General features: G+C 71.8%; 10 protein-coding genes. 7 read left to right on the forward strand and 3 right to left on the reverse strand.

Annotated features, from left to right (window positions below):
• Positions 1-129: 129 nt before the first annotated feature.
• Positions 130-402, forward strand: coding sequence for a hypothetical protein (locus STRNI_RS29920; RefSeq protein ID WP_018090148.1), 273 nt, complete (start codon positions 130-132; stop codon positions 400-402).
• A 92-nt stretch (positions 403-494) separates the two neighbouring features.
• Here STRNI_RS29920 and STRNI_RS29925 read toward each other — a convergent pair whose 3' ends face one another.
• The gene (locus STRNI_RS29925; RefSeq protein WP_109889233.1) at positions 495-1,061 is read right to left on the reverse strand and encodes a PadR family transcriptional regulator; all 567 of its coding nucleotides are present in this window, start codon (positions 1,059-1,061) and stop codon (positions 495-497) included.
• A gap of 74 nt (positions 1,062-1,135) precedes the next feature.
• A complete protein-coding gene (locus tag STRNI_RS29930) occupies positions 1,136-3,151 on the reverse strand; it encodes an NADPH-dependent 2,4-dienoyl-CoA reductase (protein WP_266448263.1) in 2,016 nt (671 codons plus the stop codon).
• Positions 3,152-3,518: 367 nt separating this feature from the next.
• Here STRNI_RS29930 and STRNI_RS29935 point away from each other — a divergent pair, with 367 nt between their 5' ends.
• Complete coding sequence (locus STRNI_RS29935) at positions 3,519-4,388, forward strand: HalD/BesD family halogenase (protein WP_093643233.1); 870 nt, start codon at positions 3,519-3,521, stop codon at positions 4,386-4,388.
• Between the two features lie 160 nt (positions 4,389-4,548).
• Positions 4,549-6,363 carry a choline/carnitine O-acyltransferase gene (locus STRNI_RS29940; protein ID WP_277412358.1) on the forward strand — a complete coding sequence of 605 codons (1,815 nt, stop codon included), beginning with the start codon at positions 4,549-4,551 and terminating at the stop codon, positions 6,361-6,363.
• A gap of 35 nt (positions 6,364-6,398) precedes the next feature.
• Here the strand turns inward: STRNI_RS29940 and STRNI_RS29945 are convergent, their stop codons facing one another.
• Entirely contained in the window at positions 6,399-7,265 is an 867-nt protein-coding gene (locus tag STRNI_RS29945) for an Fpg/Nei family DNA glycosylase (protein ID WP_266448270.1), read from the reverse strand.
• Positions 7,266-7,535: 270 nt separating this feature from the next.
• On the opposite strand from STRNI_RS29945, the gene STRNI_RS29950 reads away from it, so the two are divergent.
• From STRNI_RS29950 to STRNI_RS29965, 4 genes are all read left to right on the forward strand, one after another.
• Positions 7,536-9,896, forward strand: a complete 2,361-nt coding sequence (locus STRNI_RS29950; protein ID WP_277412359.1) for a protein kinase domain-containing protein — start codon at positions 7,536-7,538, stop codon at positions 9,894-9,896.
• Between the two features lie 2 nt (positions 9,897-9,898).
• A complete protein-coding gene (locus tag STRNI_RS29955; protein WP_277412360.1) occupies positions 9,899-12,418 on the forward strand; it encodes a protein kinase domain-containing protein in 2,520 nt (839 codons plus the stop codon).
• A 219-nt stretch (positions 12,419-12,637) separates the two neighbouring features.
• Positions 12,638-13,507, forward strand: a complete 870-nt coding sequence (locus STRNI_RS29960; RefSeq protein WP_266448276.1) for a lipase family protein — start codon at positions 12,638-12,640, stop codon at positions 13,505-13,507.
• A complete protein-coding gene (locus STRNI_RS29965; RefSeq protein WP_266448278.1) occupies positions 13,504-17,805 on the forward strand; it encodes a WD40 repeat domain-containing protein in 4,302 nt (1,433 codons plus the stop codon). The genes STRNI_RS29960 and STRNI_RS29965 overlap by 4 nt, the downstream gene beginning before the upstream one ends.
• Positions 17,806-17,909 lie beyond the last annotated feature (104 nt).

Consider the following 17,909-nt stretch of genomic DNA (forward strand, 5'->3'; position numbering starts at 1 on the left):
CCTCCCGCACCTCCGGAAAGCCTCTTCTCCCGCGGTCAAATCCCCCCTGGCCAGGGGCTTTTGTCAGTGGTGGCCAGTAGAATGGGAACCAGTCAGTGAGGGTTTTTCCAACGCTCCAGGAGGTCGCCGATGGCCGCTGCCACACTCATGACGAAGCCTCTCCCGGCCCACCCACTGCCCAAGAAGCCGCTGCCCGCGGGATGGCCGCGCGAGCGGTACGAATCACACAACCGCCGCCTGAAGGCCATGCGGCTGGCCATCGCCCTGCTCGACACCGGCGTCTACCGCCCCGAGCAGGCCCACAACCGCAAGATCCGCAGCACCGCGGCCGAGATAGGGGTCCACGCCCCGTCCGACACGACCTGCCGTCTGGTGCGCGCCCTGATCTACGACAACTGCTGACGGCTCCCGGCGCATCAACAGGGCGGCCGGTCCCGGGACTTCCCCGGGGCCGGCCGCACCGTGCGCTTCCCCGCCGGGCCCGCGGGCCCGGCTCAGCCGTCCGCGCCGTCCCCCGGGGCCGTCGCGGCGTCCATGTCCGTCACCTCCGCCAGCGCCTCCGCCAGCCACTCCACCCAGAAGGTCTCCAGCCCGATCCCGGCCCGCAGCACCAGCCGACGCAACCGGTCCTCCGGATCCGCGGCCGCCCCGAAGTCGCGGTCCTCGATCTCCTGGTACTCCGCCAACTGCCGCCGGTGCTGCGTCAGATGGCGCCGCAGCTCCGCATCGAGCCCGGTCCGCCCGACCACCGCCGAGGCCCGCATCCGCAGCAGCAGCGCGTCCCGGATGGGCTTGGAGTCCTGCTCACCACCGGCCCAGCGGGTCAGCTCCGCGCGGCCCGCGGGCAGCACCTCGAACTCCTTCTTCTGCCCCCGGGACGGCTGCGCGCTCGGCAGCGCCCGGATGAACCCGGCCTGCTCCAGCTTGCCCAGCTCGCGATAGATCTGCTGATGGGTGGCCGACCAGAAGTAGCCGATCGACCGGTCGAACCGACGGGTCAGCGCCAGCCCCGACGACGGCTTCTCCAGCAGGGCGGTGAGGATCGCGTGCGGCAGTGACATGGGGGAATCCTAGGCGCGGCGACCGGGGCGCGGCGGGCTCGCGGCGCCTGCCGTGAGCCCGGCCGGGCAGCGGCTCACAGGGCCGCCGCGAGCTCCGTCCCCTGCTGGATGGCGCGCTTGGCGTCCAGCTCCGCGGCGACATCCGCACCGCCGATGAGGTGCACGGCGCGCCCCTCGGCCCGCAGCTCCTCGTACAGGTCCCGGCGCGGCTCCTGTCCGGTGCACAGCACGACGGTGTCCACGGGGAGGGTGGTGGCCGTGCCGTCGACCGTGAGGTGCAGGCCCTCGTCGTCGATCCGCTCGTACGCGGCCCCGGCGACCATGGTCACGCCCCGGTGCCGCAGCTCCGTACGGTGGATCCAGCCGGTGGTCTTGCCGAGACCGGCGCCGACCTTCGACGGCTTGCGCTGGAGCAGATGCACCTGCCGCGCGGTCCTGGGCCGCTCGGGCGCGCGCAGCCCGCCCCGGTCGCCGTATGCGGTGTCGACGCCCCAGGCGCGGAAGTAAGCCTCCGGGTCCTGGCTCGCCGAGTCGCCGGCATCGGTGAGGAACTCGGCGACATCGAAGCCGATGCCCCCCGCCCCGATGATCGCCACGCGTTCGCCGACCGGCGCCCCGTCCCGCAGCACATCGAGGTAGCTGACGACGCTCGGGTGGTCGATGCCCTCGATCTCCGGGGTGCGCGGGGTGACGCCGGTGGCGACCACGACCTCGTCGTACGCCCCGAGGTCCGCGGCCGTGACCGGGGAGTTCAGCCGTACGTCCACGCCGTGACTGTCGAGCTGGTGACGGAAGTAGCGCAGGGTCTCGTCGAACTCCTCCTTGCCCGGGATCCGCTTGGCGATGTTCAGCTGCCCGCCGACCTCGGCCGCGGCGTCGAACAGGGTGACCTCATGGCCGCGCTCGGCCGCGGACACGGCACAGGCGAGCCCGGCCGGCCCGGCGCCGACCACGGCGAGCCGCTTGCGCCGCCGGGTGGGGGAGAGGACCAGCTCGGTCTCGTGGCAGGCCCGCGGGTTGACCAGACAGGAGGTGATCTTCCCGCTGAAGGTGTGGTCGAGGCAGGCCTGGTTGCAGCCGATGCAGGTGTTGATCGCCTCGGACCGGCCGTCCCGCGCCTTGGCGACGAAGTCCGGGTCGGCGAGGAAGGGCCGGGCCAGCGACACCATGTCGGCCCGTCCGTCGGCGAGCAACTCCTCGGCGACCTCAGGGGTGTTGATGCGGTTGCTGGTCACCAGCGGGATGGTCACCGAGCCCATCAGCCGCTTCGTCACCCAGGTGTAGGCACCGCGCGGCACCGAGGTCACGATGGTGGGGATACGGGCCTCGTGCCACCCGATGCCGGTGTTGATGATCGTGGCCCCCGCCGCCTCGATCTCCTTGGCGAGGGTGACCACCTCCTCCAGCGTCGAACCGCCCGGGATGAGGTCCAGCATCGAGAGCCGGTAGATCAGGATGAAGTCGGTGCCGACGCGCTCACGGGTGCGGCGCACGATCTCCAGCGGGAAGCGCATCCGGTTCTCGTAGGAGCCGCCCCACCGGTCCGTGCGCCGGTTGGTCGCGCCGACGATGAACTCATTGATCAGATAGCCCTCGGAGCCCATGATCTCGACGCCGTCGTACCCGGCGGACTTGGCCAGCTCCGCCGCCCGCACATAGTCCTCGACGGTCTGCTCGACCTCGTCGTCGGTGAGCGCGTTCGGCACAAACGGGCTGATGGGCGCCTGGAGGGCGCTCGGCGCGACCAGGTCCGCGTGGTACGCGTACCGCCCGAAGTGCAGGATCTGCATCGCGATCCGGCCGCCCGCCGCATGCACCGCGTCGGTCACCGTCCGGTGCTGCGCCGCCTCCGCCTCGGTGGTGAGCTTGGCCCCGCCCTCGTACGGCCGGCCGGCGTCGTTCGGCGCGATACCGCCGGTCACCATCAGGCCGACACCGCCCTTCGCGCGGGCGGCGTAGAAGGCGGCCATCCGCGCGAAGCCGTTCTCGGCCTCCTCCAGCCCGATGTGCATCGACCCCATCAGCACCCGGTTGGGCAGGGTGGTGAACCCGAGGTCGAGCGGGCTCATCAGGTGGGGGAACTGGCTCATGGGGGGCCTCCAGGCGCGGTGGTCGTGGCAGTAGTTGTAGACCAGCCGGCGAGGTTATGCAACAAGTTGCAAAAAACGTGACGCAGACGACTCCGCCGCCCGCCGGCGCCCCGCTCCCCACCGCACGGATCGCAGTTACCGCGTCGCGCAGTGCGACGTGTCACAGACAACCCGGCGGCGCTGTGGGAGCTTCAACTGTGCTGCTCCTCGGTGGAGTTGCTGCAAGAGGAGTTGCCGACGAGCCGGGGGCGCGCCCCGACGGCGCGCGGACCGCGGGGACCGCCTGGAGGGGGCGTCCGCAGCGGGGCCGCGCGGCCGCGGGCGGCATCCGGCTCACGACGGTCTGCCCGCATGTGGAGAGGATCGAATGAGCACTGCGCAAACCCTCACGCTCGACCAGGTGGTCGACACCGACCGGTACCCCCTGCCGGAACCCGACAGTGCCGGGGGACAGGCCGTGATCTCCCGGGCCCGGCACGAACTCCTGACACTCGGCTGCACCGTGCTGCCGGACTTCATCCGCCCGGCGCTGCGCACGGCCCTGGAGCAGGAGTGCGCCGCCATCGCCCCCCAGGCGCACTACGACATCGAGACGGTCAACGTCTACAACATCGCGGTGGACTCGGCGCTGCCCGCCGACCACCCCGGCCGGCGGACCTTCCAGCGGGGCAACGCCTTCGTCCCACGGGACCGCGTCCCCGCCGATTCCCTCATCAGCCGGCTCTACTCCGAGCCGGTCTTCCAGGACTTCCTCGCCCGCTGCTTCGGACTGCCGCGGCTGCACGAGCTGGCGGACCCGCTCTCCGGGCTCGTGCTCAACGTCGTCGCCCCGGGCATGGAGCACCCCTGGCACTTCGACACCAACGAGTTCACCGTCAGCATGCTCACCCGGCAGGCCCAGGACGGCGGGGTCTTCGAGTACTGCCCGAACATCCGGTCCGCGCACGACGAGCACTTCGACGACGTCCGGGACGTCCTCGACGGCCGGGGCGAACGGCTGATCCGGCGCCTCCCGCTGCACCCCGGCGACCTGCAGCTGTTCAAGGGCCGCTACTCGCTCCACCGGGTGAGTCCGGTGCGCGGCGAGACCGCGCGCCACTCCGCGATCTTCGCCTACAGCGAGCGGCCCGGCGTCATCGGGAGCGTGGCACGCACCCGGCAGCTCTTCGGCCGGGTACTGCCCGCACACACCGCCGCCGAGGGCCGGGCCGTCCGCGGCGACCGGCTGCTGGATTAGCGGACGGCACGAGCGCCCCCCGCCGCGACCGTGCCCCGTTCCGCACTCCCCAAAGAGCGGACACGGTGGGTGACGGCGCGACCATGGACGAGTGACAGCACAGGTCCCCACGATCCGAATCGAGAGAGCAGAATTGAATAACCGTCAGGAAAGGGCCGCCATGACAACCTTCGCCCAGGAGGACAGCCTCCCGCGGGTGCCGCTGCCCACGCTGGAAGCGAGCTGCGAGAGGTTCCTCGACTGGTGCGCGCCGCTGCTGACCGCCGACGAGCGGGCGGCGACCGAGGCGGAGGTGGCCGCCTTCCTCCGTCCCGGCGGCCCCGGCCGGGTGCTGCAGTCGGCGCTGGAGGAGTACGACGCCACGGAGGGCGTCCACAGCTGGCTCGACACCTTCTGGCCGTACCGCTACCTGGGCCGCCGGGACCGGATCGCGCTCAACGCCAACTTCTTCTTCCTGTTCCAGGACCCCGCCCCCGGACAGCCGCAGTCACAGGTCGAGCGGGCGGCCGGGCTCATCGCCGGCGCCGTCGACTACAAGCGCCAGCTGGATCAGGAGCTCATCCCGCCGGTGGTGCAGCGGGGCGTGCCCCAGTCGATGGTGCAGAACAAGTACCTGTTCTCCGCCACCCGCATTCCCGGCGCGCAGCAGGACACCGTCCGCAGCCCCTACACCGACGCCTGGCCGGGCCCGTCCGGGGCCCGTCACATCGTGGTGTTCCACCGCGGCACCATGTTCCGGATGGAGGTGCTCGGCGCGGACGGCGTCCCGCACAGCCTCGACGACCTCGAAGCGGGACTGCGCGCCGTGCAGAAGGCCGGCGCCGAACCGGCCGCGGCCGGCACCTCGGTCGGCCACCTCACCACCATGGCGCGCGCGCAGTGGGCCGACGCCCGGGAGTCCCTGCGCGCCCACCACCCCCGTAACGCGGACGCCCTGGACGACATCGAGACCGCCCTGTTCTGCGTCTGCCTGGAGGACTCCGCCCCCGCCGACACGCAGGAGGCCTGCGACCAGCTGCTGTACGGCGACCGCGGCAACCGCTGGTTCGACAAGGCCGTGTCCCTGATCGTGTTCGCCGACGGCCGGGCGGGCATCAACGTGGAGCACTGCGAGCTGGACGGGACCACCATCCTCAGCTTCACCGACGCCCTGCTCAGCACCCCGGCCGAGGAACACTCCCACCGGTCCGGGGCCCGTTCCCAGGGGCTCCCGGCCCTGGAGCCGGTCGTCTTCGAGCTGGACGACGCCCTCCGGGCACAGGTGCGCTCCGCCGCCGACGCCTTCGTGGAGTACGGGGCGGCCACCGCCACCCGGACCGTCGCCTTCGACGACTTCGGCAGCAGCACCGCCAAGGCGCTGGGCGCCTCACCGGACGCGTTCGTCCAGCTCGCCTACCAGCTGGCCCATCAGCGCGCCAAGGGGCACCTCGGCGCCACCTACGAGTCGATCGCCACCCGCCAGTGGCGGCGCGGCCGGACCGAGGCGATGCGCGTCGTCACCCCGGAGATCCAGGCGTTCGTGGCCGCGATGGAGGACCCGGCGGCCTCGGCGGACGCCCGCCGTGCCGCGTTCCGGGCCGCCGCCGGCAAGCATGTGGCGCGCGCCAAGGAGTGCCAGGCCGGCGAGGCACCCGAGCAGCACCTGTGGGAGCTGGAGCTGATCCAGCGGCGCCGCGGGGCGGAGCTCGGCGTGACCGAGCAGCCCGCCCTCTACCGGACACCGGGCTGGCTGACGATGCGGGACGACTACCTGAGCACCAGCTCCGCCCCGTCCGCGCACATCCAGTACTTCGGCTTCGGCTCCACCAGCAGCCGCTGTATCGGCGTCGCCTATGTCCTGCTGCCCGACAGCTTCCACGTCTATCTGAGCACCCCGCAGGCGGTGGCCGGCCCGATGCAGGTCTTCGCCGACCGGCTCCGTGAGGCGGTGGCAGAACTGCGGGAGCTGCTGGCGTCCGACGGCTCCGAGGGCTGACCACCCGCGCGGAACGGCGGCCGTCCCCGGCTCGTCTACTTCAGCAACCGGGACAGCCGCCGGTCCGCGAGGGGCTTACCGCCCGTCTGGCAGGTGGGGCAGTACTGCAGCGCCGAATCGCTGAACGACACCTCGCGGATCGTGTCCCCGCACACCGGGCAGGGCTCGCCCTTGCGCCCGTGCACCCGTAGCCCGCTCTTCTTCTCCGCCTTGAGGTCCTTCAGGGCCAGCCCCCGGGACCGCTCGACCGCCTCCTGGAGCGTCGCCCCGATCACCGCGTACAGCCGCTCCACCTCCTCTTCGGAGAGCTTCGCGGCCAGTTTGAACGGCGACATCCGGGCGGCGTGCAGAATCTCGTCCGAGTAGGCGTTCCCGATCCCCGCCAGCACGCTCTGGTCGCGCAGCACGCCCTTGATCTGGCGGCGCTCCCCCTCCAGCAGCGCACGGAAGGCCTCCGGGGTGAAGTCCGCCGACAGCGGATCGGGCCCCAGCCGCGCCACACCGGGCACCTCCCGCGGATCCCGTACGACATACACCGCGAGGTGCTTCTGGCTCCCCGCCTCGGTCACGTCGAACCCCGCCCCGTCCGCTCCGGCGAGCCGCACCCGCAGCGCCAGCGGCCCCTTCCCGGGCCGCGGCGGCACCGCCGGCAGCTTGTCGCTCCACCGCACCCACCCCGCCCTGGCCAGGTGCAGCACCAGATGCAGCCCCCCGACCTGACAATCGAGAAACTTCCCGTACCGCGTCACCCCCTCGCACGCACCCCCTTCGAGCGCGGTGACCGGCGGGTCATAGGTCTTGAGCGCATGTACGGCGACGGGATACACGCGGTCGACGGCCCGGCCGGCCAGGTGGTCGGCGAGGAACCGTGCGAGCGATTCAACTTCCGGCAATTCAGGCATATCGCCAGTCTGCCTCGGGCGGCGCGACCGGGGCGCGGGGACGGGGGCACCGAACCGGCCGGAGCCGGCCTCCGCGGCCGGCCGGCAGGCAGGGCCGGTGACTCGCACGGTCAACCCGGGGCGGAGGGTGCGAGGCGCCGGCGCAGCGGCGAGCCACCTCCCCAACAGCCGTAAGAACACCGCCCGTTGGGCCGGACGGGTTGATCCGAATCAGGGTGGGTGCCCGCGGATCCGGCAGTAGCCTGTGGGGGCTCATTGAAGGGGGATGCGATGAAGCAGCTCGGTGCCGCGGACCCGCGGCGGATCGGGCCCTACACGCTCTTCGGCCGCTTGGGTGCCGGAGGGATGGGCGCGGTGTACCTCGGCCGGGCCCGGGGCCGCACGGTCGCGGTGAAGGTGGTGCGGCCGGATCTGGCGCGGGACGACGCGTTCCGGGACCGGTTCCAGCGCGAGGTCGAGGCGGCGCGGCTGGTCTCCGGAGCCTTCACGGCCCCGGTCGTGGACGCCGATACGCAGGCTCAGATCCCGTGGATGGCGACCACCTTCGTCGTCGGCGTGTCGCTGGAGCAGGCGGTGGGCACACGGGGCCCCTTACCCGAGAACGTGCTGTGGGCGTTGACGGCCGGGGTGGCGGAGGCGCTGGCCAGCGTGCACGACGCCGGGCTGATCCACCGGGATCTGAAACCGGCGAACGTCCTGCTGGCGCTGGACGGGCCGCGCGTCATCGACTTCGGGATCGCACGGGCCGTCGACGGCACGGCGCTGACGTCCACCGGCGCGATCATCGGCTCGGCGCCGTACATGTCGCCGGAGCAGGCGGTGGGGGAGGCGCTCACCTCGGCCAGCGACACCTTCTCGCTGGGCTCGGCGATCGCCTTCGCCGCACGCGGCGACAGCCTGTTCGGCGCGGGTGCGGCAGCGGGGGTGCTGTTCCGTATCGTGCACACCGAACCGGACCTCGGCGCGGTCCCGGCGGGGCTCCGGGACCTGATCGCGGCCTGTCTGGCCAAGGACCCCGACGACCGGCCGACCCCGCGCCAGGTGTCCGAGTTCGTCGAGCGGGAGGGCCACCCCGTCCCGTCGGGCGGCTGGCTCCCGGACGCGGTCGCCGCCGACATCATCGCCGTGCGGGCCGTCATGACGACCCTGCCCGAACCCCCGCCGACGCTGCCGTTCACCCAGGTGACCCCGGGCCTCGGTGCTCCGGTCCCCGGCGCTCCGGCTTCCGGGCCGGCGGGGCCCGTCCTGGCGGAGTCGGGCGGTCCGGAGTCGGGCGGTCCGGGTGTGGGCCGTCCGGAGCCTGGCGGTCCGACTGCAGGTGGTCCGAATGCAGGCGGCCCGTATGCGGGCGGCCCGCAGTCCCCGTCCGGCCGCCCCTGGTTGGGGCGCAGAAAGCTGCTCCTCGGGCTGGCCGGGGGAACGCTCGCGGTGGCCGGGGCGGGCACCTGGCTCGGGCTGGCCCTGAGCGCTTCCGGGGAGGCCAAGGGCGGGTCGGGCAGCGGCCCCCGCCCCTCTGGCAACGATGTCCCCGAGGCGACCCTGGCCTGGAAGATGAAGCAGTCCGCGACCTGCCCGCAGGTGATCTCGACCGACGGCGTGGTGGTGTGCCCCTCCCTGGAGAAGGTCCTGGCGCTCGACGACGAGGGCCGTACGAAGTGGACCGTGAGCGGCGCCGACCACGGCCTCGCCTTCTCGGTCCAGGGCTCGCTGCCGAACGTCATCGCCGCGGTGGACGACGGCCACCTGTACGTGGCCGGGATGGCGATGAAGTCGATGGAGATGCGCAGCGCCGTACTCGCCATCGACCTGGCCAAGGGCAAGGCCGCCTGGACGGCGACGCTGGACCGGCCCCACACCCAGGGAGTGCTCCGCTTCTGCGGCGTCCTGGACGGCACGGCGTATCTGATCGGCTTCGGTGACGGGAAGGACCACGGTCCGTCTCCCGCGGGCTACCACGTCTGGGCGCTGGACCTCGCGTCCCGGAAGACCTCCTGGTTCCACGGCGAGGACGCGGGCCTCATCTTCTCGGCCCTGCCGCAGCGCGGTGACGGCGCCCTGTTCGCGAGCACCACCCGGCTGCGGGCGCTCGACGCCAAGGGCGAGGTCGCCTGGTCGAAGAAGGTGGAGCCGCACACCGTCGACGCCGCCGGGCGGCACTTCGTCCTCGTCGACGGCGGCGGCCGGATGTCGGCGCTGGACGCGGCGACCGGAAAGAGCGTGTGGGAGGTTCCGGACGCCGTCCCGATGTCCCTCCGGGGCGACGGCATCGCCACCGACAAGGACGGAAGCGTCCTCTACGCCCTCTGGCAGGACAAGGACCACGGCTTCTCACTGGGCGCCCTGGACAGCGGGACCGGCCGGACGCGGTGGAAGGTGCCGGTCCCCGCCGACTCCAAGGACTCCCGGTCCTTCGGTGCCCGCCTCCTGTGCGCCGACGGAAACCTGTACCGGATGGGTGCGGACTCCGTCGTGTGGGCATTTGACCCGTCGAACGGCAAACCCCGCTGGAAGTACACCGGCATGAAGGGAACCGATCCCTCGAAACTGGCGTGGACAGCCGGTGACGGCCGCCTCTGCCTCTCGGACCCGACGGCCACGACAGTCGCCGCACTGCATGCGAACGGAGCCTGAAAATGGAGCCGTTGGACCCCTCGGACCCGCCCCGGGTCGGCCCCTACACACTGCTGGGCCGCCTGGGATCGGGCGGTATGGGATCGGTCTACCTCGGCCGGTCGGCCGGTGGCCGCACCGTCGCGGTGAAACTGATCCGCCCGGAACTGGGCGGCGACCCCAAGTTCCGCGCCCGGTTCCGTGCCGAGGTGTCGGCCGCGCGCGCCGCCTCCGGTGCCTTCACCGCCCCGGTGGTCGACGCGGACCCGGACGCCGCCGTGCCGTGGATGGCGACGGCCTTCGTACCGGGGATCTCCCTGCACCGCGCGGTGGCGATCGGCGGCCCGCTGCCCGAGACGGCGTTACGGGCCCTGACGGCCGGCATCGCCGAGGCGCTGGTGACCATCCACGCCGCGGGGCTGACGCACCGGGACCTGAAACCCGCGAACGTGCTGCTGGCTCTCGACGGGCCGTACGTCATCGACTTCGGCATCGCGCGGGCCGCCGAGGGGACCGCGCTGACCACCACCGGAGTGGTCCTCGGTACACCCGCGTACATGTCTCCCGAGCAGGGAAAAGGGGAACCGCTGTCCCCGGCGAGCGATATGTTCTCGCTGGGGGCGACCCTCGCCTTCGCCGCGCTCGGGTCGAGTCCGTTCGGCACGGGCCGCGTCCCGGACGTCCTGAAACGGGTGGTGGAGGACGAGCCGGATCTGTCCGCGGTGCCGGACGGGCTGCGGCTGATGGTCGCGGCCTGTCTCGCGAAGGACCCCACCGACCGTCCGACGCCGCGGCAGGTCGTCCAATTCATCGAGCGGGAAGCGGAGTCGGCGGTACCGGGAGGCTGGCTGCCGCCGGTCCTGATCGCCGCGATCGAAGAGGCGTCCGCGGTCATGGCGCCTACGCAGCCGTCCGCTCCGGGCCCGACGCAACGCATGCCCGCCCTGCCCGGTGATTCCGACGCCGCACCGACCCCGGCCACACAACTCCTGCCCGTCCCCGGTGCCTGGCCCTCCCCGGCCGCCGGACAGACACCCCCGCCGGGGTGGCCGGAACCCGCGTACGCACCGGCCCCGGACTTCCCGGACGCGCCACCGGCCCTGGACGCACCACCGGCCCCGGCCCCGGACTCAGCCCCAGACCCGACCCCGCGGCCCACCCGCCGCAAGCTCCTGCTCGGCCTGGCCGGCGGCACCGTGGCGCTGGCCGGCGGCGGCACGACGCTCGCCCTGTCGCTGTGGGACGGCCGCGCCGACGGGAAACCGCCGGCCGCCCGCTCCCTCAAGGACCCCTCGCGCTCGCTCGCCACCCGCACCACCGCGACCCCTCTGTGGACGGCGCCCCTCACCGAACCGCTGACCCAGGTGACGGGCGGGGACGGGACGGTCGTCGCCGTCAGCGGCAAGCACCTCTGGGCCTTCGACCGGGCGGGCCGCCCCACGTGGGGGCCGCTGGCCAACCTCTCGACCCAGATGACCGCCGGCATGGGCGGCTGCCCCGTCGTCGTCGGCCACGGCAGGGCGTTCGCCGTGGGACAGACGAAGATGCGCGGCCGCACGGGCTGGGTGCTGGAACCCGCCCACGTACTGCGGGCCGTGGACCTCGCCACCGGCAAGGTCGCCTGGACCACCGGCGGGCCGGACACCGGAGTGGCCACCGCGTGGGTGCCCGGGATGCTCGACGACACGGTCTACGTCACCGGCACGATGTCACGCAGCAACTTCTCCTCCGACATGAAAGACCTGCGCTCCGAACTCGAAAAGCTGCGCTCCGGCCAGTCGAAGGGATCGGACCTCTTCTCCCAGAAGAGCTTCATCTGGGCCGTGGACCAGACGACCGGAAAGATCCGCTGGGAGACCACGGCCCAGAGCGTGGCCCCGGGACAGAACTCCCTGAAAGTCCCGTCGTCCGGTACCCGCCTGCTGTGGACCAGCAGCAACCCCGACGGGAGCGCCCCGAAGCTCTCCGGACTGGACGTCAACGCCCGCGGCAAGCCCCAGTGGCAACAGCCCGCCCCAGGAGGCGGCCAGACCTCCGGCCACGACAGCGACATCTTCCTCGTCTCCTGGCACGACGGCCCGCACTGCTCGGCCGGCGGCAACTTCCTCTACCTGTCCGACCGCCTCTATGCCGTCGACGCCACGAACGGCCAGAAGGCCTGGCAGTCTCCCGACCGCAGGATCTTCCACGCCGTGGCGGCCGCACCCGACGGCGCCACCGTCTACGCCGCCGGCCCCGACTACCAGGGCCACCTCTTCGTCTACGCCTTCCACGCCAAAACCGGCACCGTCCGCTGGGCAGGCTCCCTCCCGACACTCCGCTCCGGAGTCCTCGCCCTCCAGTGCACCGACAACAAGCTCTACCTCTGGGCCCAGGCCCAACTCTGGGCCCTGGACCCCGACAACGGAAAAGCCCACTGGACCTACGAATTCAGCGGCAACACCGCCTCATGGACCTCCCCCGTAGCCTTCTGGGCCGACAACCACCAGGCCTACGGGCCCACCGAGAAGGGGCTGACGGCGATCGGGGCCGACGGGAAGTGACCGGGGCTGCACCGGAGTTCACCGACCAGCGACAGCGCAGGCCGAGGGGGATGCGCAACGAGCGGTTGTCCCGCCCCGGGGCAACCGCTCGGGACGTCTCGGGCGTTGGCAGGCAAGTCGAGCTGTAGATCACGCGCCCGGATCCAGCCGCTGCTGGCATGGTGGTCGATGGTTGTGCCTACAGTGCTTGTTACAGCTGAGAGAGTTCCGGGGGTTCTTGTGCCGCGTGTGGTGGGGGTGCACGGGATCGGCAAGCAACTGTTAGGCGAGGGCACGCTGTTGAACGAGTGGCAGCCTGCTTTGGCCGATGGGTTGCGCCGCGCGGGGGGCGGCGATGCCGTGTCCGAGTCGGATGTGGCGATGGCGTTCTATGGGGACTTGTTCCGACCGGCCGGGCAGTATCTCGCGGTCGGGGATCCTCGCTTCACGGCCGCCGATGTGGGCGAGGGTTTCGAGCAGGAGCTGCTGCGGGCCTGGTGGCGTGCGGCGGCCGAGACCGATCCCGGCGTGGTGCCTCCTGGGGCGGACACTCTCGTTGCGACGCCGCGCTCGGTGCAGGCTGCGCTGCGGGCCCTGTCGGGGTCGCGGTTCTTCGCCGGTCTCGCCCTGCGCTCCATGGTCTTCGACGTGAAACAGGTCCACCGCTACCTCCTCGACGCCGAGTTGCGGACCCGGGCTCGTACACGGGTGATCGATGCCATCGGGGAGGACACCCGGGTGGTGGTGGCGCACTCCCTGGGCTCGGTGGTCGCCTATGAGGCGCTGTGCGCCCTGCCCGGCCATCGGGTGCGGGCCTTGGTGACCCTGGGGTCTCCGCTGGGCATCCCGAACTTGATTTTCCATCGGCTGGAGCCCCGGCCGGTCGGGTTGGGCCGCGCGGCGCAGGGGGTGTGGCCGGGTGGGCAGGACCTGGTGTGGACGAACATCACTGATGAGGGCGATGTGGTCGCGCTGGTGAAGGATCTGCGGCCCGCTTTCGGTGAGGGCCTGCGTTCAGTGCGGGTGCACAACGGTTCCCACGCGCATGATGCGACCGCGTATCTGACCGATGAGTTGTGCGGGCGCGCGATCGTGGAAGGGCTGAAATGACCGCTCTGCACATCGACGGTGCGGGTACGGAGGAGCCACGCCGGTTCCTGATCGCCACCGCCGTCTCCCGGTACCCCAATTCCCCTGAGCTGGACCGGCGGGAGCTGATCGACGCCCGTGAGCGCGTCATCGAGCTGTTCACGGGCGAGCTGGGCTACCAGCACTACACCGGCCTCGGGCTGGACCCCACCGGCACCCAGCTGACCGGCCAGTTGAACGCGTTCTGCACGTCTCCGGACCGTCGCGAGGACGACGTGATCGTGGTCTACCTGGCCTGCCATGGCGAGGTCCTCGACGAGGGCGGCGAGTACGTCTTGTTGACCGCGGAGAGCGACGGGGACAACATCGCCGGTACCTCGTTGCCCGCCGTGGAGCTGGCCCGCAAAATGCTGGTCGGAACGAAGGTACGGCGGCTGATGCTGTTGCTGGACACCTGCTACTCCGGGCAGGGCGGCAACGAACTGGCCGCGGCCGCCCTGGGGCGCATCGGCGCGAAGTGGGGACAGACCACCGGATCGGGGCTGGTGGTGGTCTCCTCCGCCCAGCCGCACCAGCAGGCCAAGGCCGGCGCCTTCCCCCACCTGCTCACCGAGGCGGTGGCCAGCCAGGCCACCGCCGGGCACGGCCCGGATACGCTGTCGGTGTCCGCCGTGGTGCAGCAGATGAACGACCACCGTGACCGGCCCGCGTACCAGCGCATCGGCCTGGCCCTGATCGGGCTGACCGGGGAGCCGCCCGCCTTCTTGCCCAACCCGCGTCACAGCACCCGGCTGACCGACGTGGACCTGGCCGTCCAGCAGGCCGCCGAGTTCGACGAACAGGCCCGGCGCCGCGACACCGAATTCACCACCCGCCTGCTGGTACGCGCCATGGGGTACCACGGCGACGCCTCCCAGGGCTGGTGGTTCTGCGGCCGCCACGCGGCCCTGGACCACCTCGCCAACTGGCTCCGCTCGCCCGGCACCGGCAGCGAATCGACGTGCCGGGTCGTCACCGCGGGCCCCGGCTCGGGCAAGACCGCCGTACTCGGCCTGATCGCCGCCCTGGCCCATCCCGAACGCCGCCGCACCGTCCCCATCGACTCCCTCAACCTCGCCCCCCAACTGATCCCCGAGGAAGGCGCGCTCGACGTCACCGTCTACGCCCAGAACCTCACCGACACCGACGTGCTGCACGCGCTGGCCGCCGCGGCCCACGTGCACGCCGACACCGTCGGCGAACTGCTCGAAGCCCTGGGCGCACGACAGGGCGAGCGGCCGTTCACCGTCCTCATCGACGCCCTGGACGAGGCCGCCACACCCGACACCCTGTGCTCACAGATCCTGCGTCCCCTGATCGACCACTCGGACGGCCGCATCTGCCTCCTGCTCGGCACCCGCCCGCACCTCCTGGACCGCCTCGGCATCACCGCCAGGCACCACTCCACCAGCGAGCAGGTCGTCGATCTCGACGACCCCCGCTACGCCGACCCCGAGGCGCTGCAGGCCTACACCGTCTACAACCTGCTCGACGCCCACCGCACCTCTCCCTACAGCCGGCACCCCGAAGCAGCAGCTCCGGTCGCCCAAGCGGTCGCCGCTGCCGCCGGAACGTCGTTCCTCGTCGCCCGCATCGCCGCCGGCACCCTCGCCGCAGCCGACGACGTCATCGCCGACCCGTCGGACCGGCAGTGGCAGAACAGCCTGCCCCGCCTGCCCGGACAGGCCATGCACGACGACCTCACGCACCGCCTGGGCCCGGACGCGCAACGGGCCGCGGACCTCCTGCGCCCCCTGGCCTTCGCCGAAGGCCAGGGTCTGCCCTGGGAAGACATCTGGGCCCCGCTGGCCTCCGCGATCTCCGGCCGTACCTACACCGACGACGACCTCCTGTGGCTGCGCGACACGGCCGGCTCCTACGCTGTGGAAGCCACCGAATCCGGCCGCTCCGCCTACCGCCTCTACCACCAGGCCCTGGCAGAGCACCTGCGCGACGGCATCGACCCGCAAGCCGTGCACGCGGCGTTCACCGATGTCCTGATCGACCGCGTGCCCTACCGAGGCGACTCGACCCGCGACTGGTCCCGCGCGCACCCCTACACCCTCAACTACCTTGCCACCCACGGGGCCGCAGCCGGACGCCTCGACGAGACCGTCACTGACACCGAATACCTCGTCCACGCCACCCCCCGCGGCCTCACCCCACACTTGCACCACGCCCGCACCGAGCGTGCCCGGCTGACGGCAGCGGTCTACCGCGCCTCCATCAGCATCCACGGAACCGCTACCGCGGCTGTCCGCCGACAGGTACTCGCCCTGGACGCCGCGCGGGCAGGCGCCGACTCCTTGCAGCAGCAGTTGGCCGACCACATCCCGGAGGGGAACTGGGCACCCCGGTGGGCCACGGGAAGCAACTTCTCCCCGGCGTTGCGCGACACCCTGACCGGTCACGAGGACAGGGTGAGAGCGGTGGCGTGTACCAGCCTGGGCGGCAGGCCGGTCGCGGTGGCCGGCGGCGACGACGGGACGGTGCGGGTGTGGGATCTGGCCGCGGGTACGGCTGTCGGCCAGCCCCTGACCGGCCATGACGGCAAGGTGCTCGCGGTGGCGTGCGCGAATCTCGGCAAAACCCCCGTCGCTGTGACGGGCGGCGATGATGGAACGGTGCGCGTATGGGACCTGGTCTCCGGCACTGCCCGGGGGCGCCCCCTGATCGGCCACGACGGCAAGGTGCTGGCGGTCGCGTGTACGTACCGCGAGAGCGCGCCCATCGCGGTGACCGGCGGCAGTGACGGCACCGTTCGGGTGTGGGACCTGGTCTCCGGTACGCCCCTCGGCGATCCCCTGCCCGGCCACAACGGCGAGGTGCTGGCGGTCGCGTGTACGTACCGGGAGGGCGCGCCCATCGCGGTGACCGGCGGCAGTGACGGCACCGTACTCGCGTGGAATCTGGCCTCCGGAACACGCCTCGGTTCCCTAAGACGCCTCGGTGCCCCGACCGGTCACGACGGCAGGGTTTACACGGTGGCTTGTACGAACGTGAACGGCAGGCCCGTTGCGTTGACCGGCGGCAAGGACCGCAAGGTGCGTGTGTGGGATCTGGCCTCCGGGACCTCTCTCGGCAAACCCCTGACCGGCCACGACGACTGGGTGCGAGCAGTGGCGTGGTCTGGCAATTCGGTCGCGGTGACCGGCAGCAACAGGACGGTACGCCTGTGGGATCTGCCCTCTCGTACCCGCATCGGACAGCCAATGGTCGGCCACGGCGACTGGGTGAATTCGGTGGCCTGTACGAGGCTGGACGACACCCCTGTAGCAGTAACCGGCGGCGGCGAGGGCAAGGGGACGGTCCGGGTATGGGACCTCACCGCCGGCACTCCGCTCGGCAATCCGCGCACCGGCCACGACGACTGGGTGTACGCCGTGGCGTGCACAAGCCTGAACAACAGACAGGTCGCGGTGACCGGCAGCAGCGACGCAACCGTACGGGTGTGGGACCTGACCTCCGGTACCCCTGTCGGCAGGCCCATGACTGGGCACGACGGAACGGTATACGCGGTGGCGTGCACGGGCCTGAATGGCAAGCAGGTCGCGTTGACCGGCGGCGAGGACCACAAGGTGCGCGTGTGGGATCTGGCCTCCGGTACCCCGATCGGCAATCCCTTGACCGGCCACGACGACTGGGTGCGCGCGGTGGCGTGCGCGAGCTGGCAGGGCAGGCCGGTCGCGGTGAGCGGCGGACAGGACGGGACGGTGCGAGGTTGGGATCTGGCCTCCCGTACGCCCCTCGGTCCTCCCATGAAAGGTCACGAGGGCTGGGTGCGCGCTGTGGCGTGTGCGAGTTGGCAGGGCAGGCCGGTCGCGGTGACCGGCGGGAGCGACGGGACGGTGCGGTTATGGGATCTGCCCTCCGGCAAGCCCATCGGCTCGCCCATGGAAGGACACGACGGCGGAGTGTTCGCGGTGGCGTGTACGAGCCTGGACGGCAAGCCGGTCGCGGTGACCGGCGGCAGTGACGGGAAGGTGCTGGCGTGGGACCTGCTCTCCGGCAAGCCGCTCGACCAGCCCTTGATCGGTCACAACGGCCCGGTGGGCGCGGTGGCGTGCACAGTCCTGAACGGCACCCCGATCGCGGTTTCAAGCGGCGGTGAGCTCGATGGGACGGTACGGGCGTGGAACCTTCGTACAGGCGAGCCCGCCGGGCTCCTGGCGGCGAGCAGTCCCCAGGCCGTCGCCCTTACGACCGAGGGGGATCTCGTACTGAGCATGGGCGCCGATGTCGCGGTCTTCGGGCGGCGTCCGCCGCGTGAGCCACGCTGATTCGGGTGCGGCTCTCCTCCCACAAGGGTGGCGCACGGGCCCCGGGCCGCAAGCGCAACAGTCCGCACCGCAGTCCACAAGACACCCACCCTCTGAGAGGGCGC

This window comes from Streptomyces nigrescens (genome assembly GCF_027626975.1).
GTDB classification, from domain to species: Bacteria; Actinomycetota; Actinomycetes; order Streptomycetales; family Streptomycetaceae; genus Streptomyces; species Streptomyces nigrescens.

Coding starts and splice junctions, on each gene's coding strand:
- STRNI_RS29940 (WP_277412358.1), top strand. CDS start 4,549: ATGACAACCTTCGCCCAGGAGGACAGCCTCCCGCGGGTGCCGCTGCCC.
- STRNI_RS29965 (WP_266448278.1), top strand. CDS start 13,504: ATGACCGCTCTGCACATCGACGGTGCGGGTACGGAGGAGCCACGCCGG.
- STRNI_RS29950 (WP_277412359.1), top strand. CDS start 7,536: ATGAAGCAGCTCGGTGCCGCGGACCCGCGGCGGATCGGGCCCTACACG.
- STRNI_RS29920 (WP_018090148.1), top strand. CDS start 130: ATGGCCGCTGCCACACTCATGACGAAGCCTCTCCCGGCCCACCCACTG.
- STRNI_RS29935 (WP_093643233.1), top strand. CDS start 3,519: ATGAGCACTGCGCAAACCCTCACGCTCGACCAGGTGGTCGACACCGAC.
- STRNI_RS29930 (WP_266448263.1), bottom strand. CDS start 3,151: ATGAGCCAGTTCCCCCACCTGATGAGCCCGCTCGACCTCGGGTTCACC.
- STRNI_RS29955 (WP_277412360.1), top strand. CDS start 9,899: ATGGAGCCGTTGGACCCCTCGGACCCGCCCCGGGTCGGCCCCTACACA.
- STRNI_RS29925 (WP_109889233.1), bottom strand. CDS start 1,061: ATGTCACTGCCGCACGCGATCCTCACCGCCCTGCTGGAGAAGCCGTCG.
- STRNI_RS29945 (WP_266448270.1), bottom strand. CDS start 7,265: ATGCCTGAATTGCCGGAAGTTGAATCGCTCGCACGGTTCCTCGCCGAC.